This window comes from Janthinobacterium sp. BCJ23 (genome assembly GCF_059617945.1).
Window position 1 is genome coordinate 168,074 of the sequence record NZ_JCAQAW010000010.1, and the last position, 12,473, is coordinate 180,546.

Annotated in this window: 11 protein-coding genes; 3 read left to right on the forward strand and 8 right to left on the reverse strand. The window is 60.8% G+C overall.

The genetic code is table 11. The features are described 5' to 3' along the window. Window positions 1–44 precede the first annotated feature (44 nt). From rseP to rpsB, 8 genes are all read right to left on the reverse strand, one after another. Window positions 45–1,406 carry an RIP metalloprotease RseP gene (gene rseP / locus AC54AG_RS25130; RefSeq protein WP_496632009.1) on the reverse strand — a complete coding sequence of 454 codons (1,362 nt, stop codon included), beginning with the start codon at window positions 1,404–1,406 and terminating at the stop codon, window positions 45–47. Continuing rightward, complete coding sequence (ispC, locus tag AC54AG_RS25135; protein WP_070304012.1) at window positions 1,403–2,587, reverse strand: 1-deoxy-D-xylulose-5-phosphate reductoisomerase; 1,185 nt, start codon at window positions 2,585–2,587, stop codon at window positions 1,403–1,405. Before ispC ends, rseP begins: the two co-directional genes overlap by 4 nt. 8 nt (window positions 2,588–2,595) lie before the next feature. Next, window positions 2,596–3,429 carry a phosphatidate cytidylyltransferase gene (locus tag AC54AG_RS25140; RefSeq protein WP_070304011.1) on the reverse strand — a complete coding sequence of 278 codons (834 nt, stop codon included), beginning with the start codon at window positions 3,427–3,429 and terminating at the stop codon, window positions 2,596–2,598. Further along, window positions 3,429–4,196 carry a polyprenyl diphosphate synthase gene (uppS, locus tag AC54AG_RS25145; RefSeq protein WP_034752255.1) on the reverse strand — a complete coding sequence of 256 codons (768 nt, stop codon included), beginning with the start codon at window positions 4,194–4,196 and terminating at the stop codon, window positions 3,429–3,431. The genes AC54AG_RS25140 and uppS overlap by 1 nt, the downstream gene beginning before the upstream one ends. 99 nt (window positions 4,197–4,295) lie before the next feature. Continuing rightward, complete coding sequence (gene frr / locus AC54AG_RS25150; protein ID WP_034752256.1) at window positions 4,296–4,856, reverse strand: ribosome recycling factor; 561 nt, start codon at window positions 4,854–4,856, stop codon at window positions 4,296–4,298. Between the two features lie 302 nt (window positions 4,857–5,158). Then, the gene (pyrH, locus tag AC54AG_RS25155) at window positions 5,159–5,875 is read right to left on the reverse strand and encodes a UMP kinase (RefSeq protein WP_034752258.1); all 717 of its coding nucleotides are present in this window, start codon (window positions 5,873–5,875) and stop codon (window positions 5,159–5,161) included. A gap of 148 nt (window positions 5,876–6,023) precedes the next feature. Beyond that, window positions 6,024–6,935: a translation elongation factor Ts gene (gene tsf, locus AC54AG_RS25160; RefSeq protein ID WP_034752260.1), complete on the reverse strand. Its 912-nt coding sequence runs from the start codon at window positions 6,933–6,935 to the stop codon at window positions 6,024–6,026. A 158-nt stretch (window positions 6,936–7,093) separates the two neighbouring features. Further along, window positions 7,094–7,846 carry a 30S ribosomal protein S2 gene (gene rpsB / locus AC54AG_RS25165; RefSeq protein ID WP_010397614.1) on the reverse strand — a complete coding sequence of 251 codons (753 nt, stop codon included), beginning with the start codon at window positions 7,844–7,846 and terminating at the stop codon, window positions 7,094–7,096. A gap of 399 nt (window positions 7,847–8,245) precedes the next feature. Between rpsB and map the strand changes: the two genes are divergently transcribed. From map to AC54AG_RS25180, 3 genes are read left to right on the forward strand one after another with little or no spacing between them, the layout of a single operon-like run. After that, a complete protein-coding gene (gene map, locus AC54AG_RS25170) occupies window positions 8,246–9,058 on the forward strand; it encodes a type I methionyl aminopeptidase (RefSeq protein WP_496632014.1) in 813 nt (270 codons plus the stop codon). A 34-nt stretch (window positions 9,059–9,092) separates the two neighbouring features. Further along, window positions 9,093–11,660: a [protein-PII] uridylyltransferase gene (locus AC54AG_RS25175; protein WP_034752262.1), complete on the forward strand. Its 2,568-nt coding sequence runs from the start codon at window positions 9,093–9,095 to the stop codon at window positions 11,658–11,660. A 41-nt stretch (window positions 11,661–11,701) separates the two neighbouring features. Beyond that, window positions 11,702–12,451 carry a pseudouridine synthase gene (locus AC54AG_RS25180; protein ID WP_034752263.1) on the forward strand — a complete coding sequence of 250 codons (750 nt, stop codon included), beginning with the start codon at window positions 11,702–11,704 and terminating at the stop codon, window positions 12,449–12,451. Window positions 12,452–12,473 lie beyond the last annotated feature (22 nt).

Here is a 12,473-nt window from a genome sequence, read left to right on the forward strand (position 1 = left end):
AAAAGATTGCTTGTGCGACTCACGCAATGGCATCAACCACCGCCCTAACTCAGCAATCGCAACACGTCATTAAAGACGGCAAGCACCATCAAGGTCAGCAACAAACCGATCCCCAGGCGCTGGGCAATCTCGCCTACGCGCTCCGGCAAGGGGCGTCCGGTCAAAACTTCCAGCGAATAATACAGCAAATGCCCGCCATCCAGAACAGGAATGGGTAGCAAATTCATCACGCCCAGACTGATACTGATGAAGGCGATGAAGCTCAGGTAGCTTACCAGGCCGATGCGCGCCGTCTGGCCCGCGTAATCGGCGATGGTAATGGGCCCCGTCACATTCTTCAGCGACACCTGGCCGGTGATCATCTTGCCCAGCATTTTCAGGCTCATGACACTGGTATCCCAGACCTTGGCGGACGCCTTGCCCACGGCAGAAAACGGTCCCGATGCCACGGTGATCATATCCGGCACCTGTCCCAGCTTTGCTTGTATCTTACCAACTGTTACAGCTCCCTCCGCCCCGGCGCCCGGCACGGCGTCCGGCGTAATGGGCAAGGTCAGATCCTGGCCCTGGCGCAAGAGCTGCAACTGCAAGGTCTTGCCCGGCGCCTGGCTCAGGGTGGCGATGACGGCCGCCACGTCGTGCACGGGCTGGTCGTCGATGGCGAGGATCTGGTCGTTTTTCTGCAGGCCGGCACGCGCGGCGGCGCCATCGGGCATGATTTCCATCAGCGTGGGCGCGGAACGGGCCAGGGTCAGACCCAGCTTGCCCAGCACGTCGCCTTCCAGGTCCGTCTCCGTCAGGCTGGCCGTCGGCAACGTCGCCTCCTGCTGGCCACGGTCGGGACGGCGCACTTCGATGCGCGCCGGCTGCTTGTCGAGGGTGGCCTGGATCAGTTCCCAGCGCAGCTCGGACCAGCTGGCCACGGCCTTGCCGTTGACTGTTTCAACGGTATCGCCGCTGCGCAGGCCGGCCGCATAGGCGGCAGTCTGTTCGGCCACGGGGCCGAGCTTGCTCGACGGTTCTTCGATGCCATGCATGAACAGGCCCGCGTACAGCACGATGGCGACGAGGAAATTGGCCAGCGGGCCAGCGGCCACGATGGCGATGCGGCGCCACACGCTCTGGCGCGTGAATTCGCGCCGCAATTCGCTTTCCGGCAAGTCGCTGAGGTCTTGCGCACGGCTGTCGAGCATGCTGACATAGCCGCCCAGCGGCAATGCGGAAATCGCCCATTCCGTCTGGTCCTTGCCAAACTTGCGCGAATACACCACTTTTCCCATGCCGATCGAGAAACGCAGCACCTTCACGCCGCACCAGCGCGCCACCAGGTAGTGGCCCAGCTCGTGCAAGGTAATCAGTGAACCGAGCGCGACGATAAAAGCCAGCAAGGTGGTGATGAGCGTCATGCAGCCAGCCTTTGGGCAATGTACGCTTGCGCGGCCGCTCTGGCCAGGCGGTCCTGCTCCATCACGGCTTCGATGCTGGAAGCGGCGCCGTGCGGCACCGTCTCGATCACGTGCGCGATGACCCGGTCGATCTGGCGGAAGCCGATCCGCTCGTCAAGAAACGCTTGCACGGCCACTTCATTGGCCGCGTTGAGCAGGGCCGGCGCCGTGCCGCCCGCGCGCAAGGCGTCAAACGCCAGTGCCAGGCAAGGGAAACGGCGGAAATCGGGACGTTCGAACTGCAAGGTGGCCACTTGGGCCAGGTCCAGCTGCGCCACGCCGGAAGCGATGCGCTGCGGATACGCCAGCGCATGGGCGATCGGCGTGCGCATGTCCGGATTGCCCAGCTGGGCCAGCACGGAACCGTCGATGTAGGACACCATCGAATGGATCACGCTTTGCGGATGGATCAGCACTTCGATCTGGTCGGCCGGCGCGCCGAACAGCCAGTGCGCCTCGATCACCTCCAGGCCCTTGTTCATCATGGTGGCCGAATCGACGGAAATCTTGCGCCCCATGGCCCAGGTCGGATGCTTGCACGCCTGGTCCGGCGTGACCGTGTCGAGCGTCTCGACGTCGCGCGTGAGGAAGGGACCGCCGGATGCCGTCAGCACGATTTTCGCCACGCCCGCGGCGCCTGGCGCGCGGCCATGCGCGTGCGGCATGCATTGGAAGATGGCGTTGTGTTCGCTGTCGATCGGCAGCAGCACCGCGCCGTTGTCATGCACGGCATCGATGAACAGCTGGCCGGACATGACCAGCGCTTCTTTATTGGCCAGCAATACTTTCTTGCCAGCACGCGCCGCCGCCAGGGTGGGCGCCAGGCCGGCCGCGCCGACGATGGCCGCCATCACGCCCGTCACCTGCGGCGCGCTGGCGATGGCGCACAGGGCTTCCACGCCATACTCGACTTCCGTAGACACGCCCTGCCCGCGCAGCAAGCGCGTCAGTTCAAGGGCCGCGTCCGCCGTGCCGACGACGGCGCGCTGGGGACGAAATTGCAGGCACTGAGCGGCCAGTTCGGCCACGCGGCTGTGCGCGCTCAGCGCATATACGCTGTATTGCTCGGGATGACGCGCGAGCACGTCCAGGGTGGACACGCCGATCGAGCCGGTCGCGCCAAGGATGGTGATGTATTGCATGAGTTTCCTTAAAGCCAGCTGGCCACGAGGGCGGCAAATGGCAGGACCGGGATCAACGCGTCGATGCGGTCGAGTACGCCGCCATGGCCAGGCAGCAGGTTGCTGCTGTCCTTGATGCCGGCGCGGCGCTTCAATTGGGATTCGAACAGGTCGCCGACGATGCTGGCGGCGACGATCAGCAACAGCACCAGCAAGGCCACGAGCCAGCCGCGGCGCAATTGCAGCTGCACGGCGAAGGTATCTTGCAAGACCGGCAGCGATGGCGCGGCGATAATCGTGATGGCAGAGATGAGCAGCACGGCGATACCGCCGCCGATGGCGCCCTCCCAGGATTTGCCTGGGGAAATACTTGGCGCCAGCTTGCGCTTGCCGAACGCCTTGCCCGAGAAATAGGCGCCGATATCGGCGATCCACACGAGGGCCATGACGGACAGCAGGTACAACGGGCTATGCAGGAACAGGGCGATGATGGCAACGAAGCAGCCGACGATGGTCACCGGGTACACGAGGCTGAGCAAGGTATTGCCCAGGCCTTCGGTCGGCGGCAAGCCTGTCGCCAGCGAAGGCACGAAGCGGATCAGCCAGATGGCCACGCACAGGGCGAACCAGAAATTGAGCTGCGCCATGCCGTTACCGACAAAGAACGTATACGCGAAGGCGGCAGTCCAGATGGCGGCGATCAGCAGCGCCTGGCGATTCTTGAAGATGCGGAAGCTTTCCCAGACGGCGGCGCCGAAGAACGCCGTGGCGATCACGGCGAAGGCGGGGAAATAATTCAGATACAGAACGGGCAGCAAGACCGCCAGGAGGACCAGGGCGGTGATTATCCGTGTTTTCAGCATCAGTTTGTCTTTTCAGTTAATTGCGCGCTGGTACGGCCAAAGCGCCGTTCGCGCTGCTGGTAAGACGCGATTGCCGCGTCGAGGCACTCGTCATTGAAGTCGGGCCAGAAAGTCTCGGTGAAAAACAACTCAGTGTACGCCAGTTGCCACAGGAGGAAATTGGAAATGCGCTGCTCGCCGCCCGTGCGGATGAACAGGTCCGGCTCGGGCGCGTAAGCCATGGCCAGGTGCGGCGCCAGTTGCTCTTCCGTGTAAGCGTGCCCGGCAGGCTGGCCATTGGCGCCAGCCTCGGCCGTCATTTTATTGACTGCCTGCATGATGTCCCAACGGCCGCCATAGTTGGCGCAGATGGACACCGTCAGGCGCGTGTTGTTCGCCGTCTTGCGCTCCGCATTGGCGATCAGGGTTTGCAGCTCTCCATTGAAGCGCGACAGGTCGCCCACCACCTTCAGGCGGATGTCGCTGGCATGCATCTTGACCACTTCGCGTTCCAGCATCGTGACGAACAGGCGCATCAGCATCGACACCTCTTCTTCCGGGCGGCGCCAGTTTTCCGAGCTGAAGGCAAACAGGGTCAGGTATTCGACGCCGCGTTCGAGGCAGGTCTCGACGACACGGCGCACGGTATCGGCGCCCTTGACGTGGCCAGCCACGCGCGGCAGGAAGCGCTTGGTTGCCCAGCGGCCATTGCCATCCATAATGATTGCCACATGGCGCGGCACCGTGCCCACCTCAGGTACTGCCGTTGTCGAACTCGAATAGATCATGAAAACACGAATACCAAAAATAAAAGATAACTATTATGCTCCAAATAGCACTGCCCGGAAAAGCCATGCTTTCCCGGGCAGCGTCAAAAGGACTGAAAACTAGACCGTCAGCACTTCTTTTTCTTTGTCGACAACCATCTTGTCGATGTCGGCAATAAACTTGTCCGTCAGCTTCTGCACTTCTTCCGACGAGCGGCGCTCATCGTCCTCGGAGCAGGCTTTTTCCTTGACCAGTTTCTTCAGCGACTCGTTCGCATCGCGGCGAATATTACGCACAGCAATCTTCGCGTCTTCCGCTTCGCTCTTGACCAGCTTGACCATTTCCTTGCGGCGCTCTTCCGTCAGCGGCGGCGTCGGAACGCGGATCAGGTCACCCTGTGCCGATGGATTCAGGCCCAGGTCGGCGTCGCGGATGGCTTTTTCGATGGTCGAGGCCATTTTCTTTTCATACGGCTGCACACCGATGGTGCGCGCGTCGATCAGGGTCACGTTGGCAACCTGGGTCAGCGCCGTCGGCGAACCGTAGTAGTCGACCATCACGTGGTCCAGGATACCCGTATGGGCGCGGCCGGTACGCACTTTGGCCAGGTCGGCACGCAGTGTTTCCAGCGATTTCGTCATGCGTTCCTGGGCATTCTTTTTAACGTCAGCTAAGGACATTACTGTACTCCTGTAGTGACGCCTGTCAAAACCTGCTGCGCGTCGGCATTTGCGGCCTGCGATGCTCACCGTACCTTCGTACGCTTGCGCTTCTCAGCCACAACTCCCTTCCGCTCGCGACGGTTTTGTCAGGCGTTGTTAGTGATAAATTAATCTTGCAATTACATCCATATAACGAGCGGCTGGCGCCCGTCAAGAGTGCCGAAAACCGTTCCGGGCAAGGCGCAGCGCCGAAGGCAGTACGAATAGTACGGCGAGGCGCTGCAACGCAGCCATGGACGGTTTCTCGGTGCTCCTTATTTCTATACGTGAACCAGCGTGCCTTCATCCTCGCCCATGATGACGCGCATCAGCGCGCCTGGCTTGGTGATCGAAAACACCTTGATTGGCAGTTTCTGGTCGCGGCACAGGGCGAAAGCGGTGGCGTCCATCACTTGCAGGTGCTTGGCGATGGCGTCGTCGAACGTAATCGTGTGGAACAGGGTGGCGTTCGGATCCTTCTTCGGATCGGCCGTGTAGACGCCGTCGACCTTGGTGGCCTTCAGGACGATCTCGGCGCTGATCTCGGAACCGCGCAGGGCGGCTGCCGTGTCGGTGGTGAAGAACGGATTGCCGGTACCGGCGGCGAAGACGACCACTTTACCTTCTTCCAGGTATTGCAGGGCTTTCGGGCGGACGTACGGCTCGACCACTTGTTCGATGCCGATGGCCGACATGACGCGCGCGGTAATGCCGACGTGGCGCATGGCATCGGCCAGGGCCAGTGCATTCATCACGGTGGCGAGCATGCCCATGTAATCGGCGGTGGCACGGTCCATGCCTTGCGCGCCAGGCGCGACGCCGCGGAAGATATTGCCGCCGCCAATCACGATTGCCAGTTCCACACCCAACTTCGCCACCTCGGCCACATCGGCCACCATGCGCTCGATCGTGGCGCGGTTGATGCCGTAGGGATCATCGCCCATCAGGGCTTCGCCGGACAACTTGAGGAGGACGCGCTTGTAGGCTGGTTTTGACATGAGCTGGGGCTCCATAAATGAGGTTATTCGAGTATGACATGGCGCAGCGCCTTGCAGCGCCGGATAGGCGGGAGGAAGCTGCCCATGCCGCCGCCCGGCACGACAGGTGCGGGCGGGCCAAAAAAACGGGCCTCTCGGCCCGCTTTACTTACGCTCCCTGGGAGGCAGCCATCTGTGCTGCGACTTCTGCTGCGAAGTCGTCTTGCTTCTTCTCGATGCCCTCGCCCACTACGTACATGGCGAAACCTTTGACGCTGGTGTTAGCCGCCTTCAGCATTTGCTCAACCGACAGCTTGTCGTTTTTCACGAAAGCTTGGTTCAGCAGGGAAACTTCTTTCAGGAACTTCTGTACGGAACCTTCCAGGCGCTTGGCCAGGATTTCCGGCGATTGCGCTGGCTTGCCTTCGGCGGCCGCTTTGGCTGCGTCTTCTTCGGCTTTCAGTTGTGCAACCGAACGCTCTTTTTCGATCAGCTCCGCTGGCACTTCGTTCGACGACAGCGACACTGGCTTCATGGCAGCGATGTGCATGGCCACGTCTTTGCCCACTTGCTCATCGGCGCCGTCGAATTCGACGATCACGCCAATGCGCGAACCGTGCAGGTACGAAGCCAGCTTGGCGCTGGTTTCGAAACGCTGGAAGCGGCGGATGGTCATGTTTTCGCCGATTTTGCCGATCAGGGCAGCGCGCACGTCTTCCAGGGTCTTGCCATCGAGCGGCAGGGCCAGCAGGGCAGCTACGTCAGCCGGGTTGTGTTCCGCTACCAGACGGGCAGCGTTGTTGGCCAGTGCCAGGAAATCATCGTTTTTCGCAACGAAGTCGGTTTCCGAGTTCACTTCGACCAGGGCGCCTACGCCGTTGGCGATGTAGGTTGCCACGACGCCTTCAGCGGTGATGCGTGCCGATGCTTTCGATGCCTTGCCGCCCAGTTTGACGCGCAGGATCTCTTCCGCACGAGCCATGTCGCCTTCGGCTTCGGTCAGTGCTTTTTTGCATTCCATCATTGGTGCGTCGGTTTTGCCGCGCAATTCGCCTACCATCGCTGCTGTAATCGCTGCCATGTGTTTCTCCTGATTCGGTGAGTCGATAGTCGCGGCCGGGCATGCATGCCTCGCCAGCGGTCACTATCGTTTTTTTGTTAAAAAAAAGGGGGAGCTGCTGCCACCCCTTTTCCCTTACTGCTGTGCTTACAAACGGCTATCTTGCGATAGCCTGGCCATTAAGCCTGTTCGTTAACTTCGACGAATTCGTCGCCAGCGGCTGCTTTAACCATTTCAACAACTTCGTTACCGGCAGCTGCACGGCCTTCGATGATTGCATCAGCAACACCGCGAGCGTACAACATGATGGCTTTCGAGGAGTCATCGTTACCTGGGATCACGAAGTTCACGCCTTCTGGGGAGTGGTTGGTATCGACAACGCCGATGACCGGGATACCCAGTTTAGCTGCTTCGGTGATCGCACCTTTGTGGTAGCCGACGTCGACGACGAAGATTGCGTCAGGAATGCCGCCCATGTCCTTGATGCCGCCGATCGATTTTTGCAGCTTGATCATTTCGCGGGAGAACATCAGCGCTTCTTTTTTCGACAGCTTCTCGATCGAACCGTCTTCGATCATCACTTCCATGTCTTTCAGACGCTTGATCGAGGTTTTGATCGTTTTGAAGTTGGTCAGCATGCCGCCCAACCAACGTTGATCAACGAAAGGCACGCCAGCGCGTTGTGCTTCAGCAGCGATGATTTCGCGAGCTTGACGCTTGGTGCCAACCATCAGGATGGTGCCACGGTTTGCAGCCAGTTGACGCACGTGCTTCATTGCGTCCTGGTACATCGCCATGGTTTTTTCCAGGTTGATGATGTGGATCTTGTTGCGATGGCCGAAGATGAACGGTGCCATTTTTGGATTCCAAAAACGGGTTTGGTGACCAAAGTGGACACCGGCTTCCAGCATTTCGCGCATTGTTACGGACATTATTAACTCCAGGGTTGGGTCTGGAATCCGATCAGTCACCATACAGGCACCCTTGTCGACCGGATTCGCGTGTTTATATAAATTAAAGACACTGTTTTACTGCATTGCTTAAAAGAGAATTCAAGCAACCCGGGATTCTACACTGAAATGCCTGCCGCATCAAGTCCGCGCCGCAAATCGCGCGCCCGGCGGAAACACCCAGCGCACCACCATGGTGCAAGGCGTGGCCGCGCCGCCTTTTCGTCCGCTTTCTCCCCACAAATCCCCTTCCGGCCCTAGGAAGGAGGCGGCGGATTGAGGGCGCCTCGTTTATAATTTCGACATATTTGCAGACTTTTCCCATACAGCAGGAATCGTCTGTGCTTTTCACCTGAATTCTTGCAGATTGCGAATTACACCATGTCCACCATCCGTATCAATACCGCCACCGACATCGAAGGCATGCGCATTGCCGGCAAGCTCGGCGCCGAAGTGCTCGACTACATCACCCCGTTCGTCAAGGTCGGTGTCACGACAGGCGAACTGGACCGCCTGTGCCATGAATACATGGTCAACGTGCAAGGCACCATCCCTGCACCGCTGAACTACTGCCCGCCCGGCTACACGCCTTACCCGAAGGCCATCTGCACCTCCGTCAACGACGTCATCTGCCATGGCATTCCTGGCGACAAGGTCCTGAAAAGCGGCGACTCCGTCAACCTCGACATCACCGTCATCAAGGATGGCTACCACGGCGACAACAGCCGCATGTTCCTCGTCGGCACGCCGACCATCCTGGCCAAGCGCCTGTCGGAAATCACCTATGAATGCATGTGGCTGGGCATCGACCAGATCAAGCCGGGCGCCCATCTCGGCGATATCGGCCACGCCATCCAGCAGCACGCCGAGAAAGCCGGCTACAGCGTGGTGCGCGAATTCTGCGGCCACGGCATCGGCAAGGTCTTCCATGAAGAACCGCAGGTATTGCATTACGGCAAACCAGGCACCCTCGAGCGCCTGGAAGCGGGCATGATTTTCACCGTCGAACCGATGATCAACTCGGGCCGCCGCGAAATCCGCGAAATGAACGATGGCTGGACCATCAAAACCAAGGACCGCAGCCTGTCGGCGCAATGGGAACACACGGTGCTGGTGACGGAAACGGGCTATGAAGTGCTGACCGTCTCGCCCGGCATGCCGCCACCGCCCGCCTTGATCCTGAACAAAGCCTGATCTTCCATCCCACGCACCGCCACCCAGGGCCCAGATGAAAAAGCAAGTTCGGGAACAGCTGAAACAGCAACTGAAAGCCGACCGCCAGGTCGTCATTGCGGCCTTCCAGGCCGACGGCAAGCCTGAAAAACTGCTGCGCAGCCTGCGCCACAGCGTCGACGGCGTGCTGGCGCGTGCCTGGCAGGAAGCGGGTTTGCCGCCCGGCACGGCGCTGGTGGGCGTGGGCGGCTACGGCCGCGGCGAACTGTTTCCGTATTCCGACGTCGACCTGCTGATCCTGCTGCAACAGGCGCCGGACGCCGCCACGCAGGAAAAGCTCGAGGAACTGGTGCAACTGCTGTGGGACCTGGGCCTGGAAATCGGCCACAGCATCCGCACGGTCGATGAATGCATGGTCGAATCGAAGGCCGACATCACCGTCCAAACGAGCTTGCTCGAAGCGCGCCTCGTGTGCGGCAACGCGGACCTGTTCGCGCAATTGCAGCAACGCTATGACGCGGCCATGGACCCGCAAGCCTTCTTCCAGGCAAAAACAGCGGAAATGCGCCAGCGCCATGCCAAATATGAAGACACGGCTTTCAGCCTGGAACCGAATTGCAAGGAAAGCCCGGGCGGCCTGCGCGACCTGCAGGTCATCCTGTGGGTGGCCAAGGCGGCAGGCCTGGCGAACTCGTGGCGCACCCTGGCCACGAGCGGCCTGATCACCCTGACGGAAGCGCGCCAGCTGATGGAAAAGGAGCGCGCCTTCAAGGATATCCGCGTGCGCCTCCACCTGCACGCGGGACGGCGCGAAGACCGCCTCGTGTTCGACGTGCAGACGGCGATCGCCGAATCGCTGGGCTTGCAGGCGACGGGCAGCGGGCCGCACATGCGCCGCGCCAGCGAATTCTTGATGCAGCGCTACTACTGGGCCGCCAAGACGGTGACCCAGCTCAACACGATTTTGCTGCAAAACATCGAGGCACGGCTATTTCCGCAAGACGACGTGGCCGTGCCCATCAACGAGCGCTTCAACGAGGTCAACAGCCTGATCGACATCAGCGCCGACGACACGTTCGAACAATATCCGTCGGCCATGCTGGAAATTTTTGTCCTGATGACGGAGCGCCCGGCCCTGAAGGGCATGACCTCGCGCGCCACGCGAGCCCTGTGGCATGCACGCTTCAAGATCGACGCCGCCTTCCGCCAGGACCCAGTCAACCGCGCCCTCTTCCTGCGCATCATGCAGGCGCCTGTCGGCATCATCCATGCGCTGCGGCGCATGAACGAGATGAGCATCCTGGGGCGCTACCTGCCGAATTTCCGCCGCATCGTGGGCCAGATGCAGCACGACCTGTTCCATGTGTACACGGTCGACCAGCACATTCTGATGGTGGTGCGTAACATGCGCCGCTTCACCATGAGTGAACACGCACACGAATACCCGTTCTGCAGCCAGCTGATGGCCGACTTCTCGCAGTCGTGGCTGCTGTACGTGGCGGCCCTGTTCCACGACATCGCCAAGGGCCGCGGCGGCGACCACTCGAAGCTGGGCGTGGCCGACGCCACCCAGTTCTGCCAGGATCACGGCCTGTCGCAAGAAGACACGGAACTCGTGGCATTCTTGGTGGAAAATCATTTGACCATGTCGCAAGTGGCGCAAAAGCAGGACTTGTCCGATCCCGACGTCATTGCCGCCTTTGCGAAAGTGGTCAAGGATGAGCGCCACCTGACGGGCCTGTACCTGCTGACGGTGGCCGACATCCGCGGCACCAGCCCGAAAGTGTGGAATGCCTGGAAGGGCAAGCTGCTGGAAGACCTGTACAAGATCACCCTGCGCGTGCTGGGCGGCGAGCCGCACACGGCCGACCGCGAGCTGAAAAACCGCCAGCAGGAAGCGCTGGCCACCCTGCGCCTGTACGGTTTGCCGCCGGACGCGCACCTGAAACTGTGGCAGCAGCTGGACGTGGCGTATTTCCTGCGCCACGACGCGTCCGACATCGCCTGGCAGACGCGCTCGCTGTATGACAAGCTCGACAGCAAGTTGCCGGTGGTAAAATGCCGGCTGGCGCCCATCGGCGAAGGCTTGCAGGTGGCCGTGTACATTCCCGACCAGCCCGACCTGTTCGCGCGCATCTGCAGCTATTTCGACCGCAAGAATTTCAGCATCCTCGACGCGAAGATCCACACGACGAAAAACGGCTATGCGCTCGACACCTTCCTCGTCACCGAGCAGAACTTCGCCAAGAGCTACCGCGACATCATCAGCCTGATCGAGCATGAGCTGGGCGAGCTGCTGCAGTCGCAAACGCCGCTGCCGCCGCCGGGCAAGGGACGGCTGTCGCGCCTGTCGCGCACCTTCCCCTTCCAGCCGACCGTGGATTTGCGGCCCGATGAGAAGGGCCAGTACTATTTGCTGTCGGTGGCGGCCAACGACCGCACGGGCCTGCTGTATGCGATCGCCAACGTGCTGACCAAGTACCGCATCAACTTGCACACGGCCAAGATCATGACCCTGGGCGAGCGGGTCGAAGACGTCTTCCTCGTCGACGGCCCCGCGCTCAACAATGCCCGCAACCAGATATTGCTGGAAACCGATTTACTCGATGCGCTGAAAGTGTAAGCTTTCCGCGCAACGCCTACCCTTACTGAAACTGAAACAACATGACCGAAGAATTATTACGCTTGTCCAAACGCATGTCCGAACTGGGCCTGTGCTCGCGCCGCGAAGCCGATGAATGGATCGCCCGCGGTTGGGTCCGCGTGGATGGCAAAGTAGTGTCCGAGCTGGGCAGCAAGGTCTACCCGAGCCAGAGAGTCACCGTGGAACGTCAGGCGGCGGCCGAGCAATCGAAGCGCGTCACCGTACTGATCAACAAACCGGTCGGCTATGTCAGCGGCCAGGCAGAAGACGGCTACACGCCCGCCGTGGCCCTGATCAAGGCGGAAAACCGCTGGGCGGAAGACCGCAGCCCGGAACAGTTCCACCCGACCCAGCTGCGCAGCCTGGTGGCCGCCGGCCGACTGGACATCGATTCCGTCGGCTTGCTGGTCTTGACGCAGGACGGCCGCGTGGCCAAGCAGCTGATCGGCCACGATACCGACATCGACAAGGAATACCTGGTGCGCGTGAGCTACACCAAGGGCGGCACCCTGCCCGACAGCGAACTGAAAAAGCTCAACCACGGCCTGTGGCTCGACGGCAAGCCGCTGCTGCCGGCCAAGGTGCGCTGGCAAAACGAAGACCAGCTGAGCTTTACCCTGCGCGAAGGCAAGAAACGCCAGATCCGCCGCATGTGCGAAGCCGTCGGCCTGAAAGTGCTGGGATTGAAACGCGTGCGCATCGGCAAGGTCAAACTGGGCGACTTGCCGACGGGACAATGGCGTTACCTGAGCGCTGACGAGCAATTCTAAGCGCCCGCCTGGCATGCCAGGC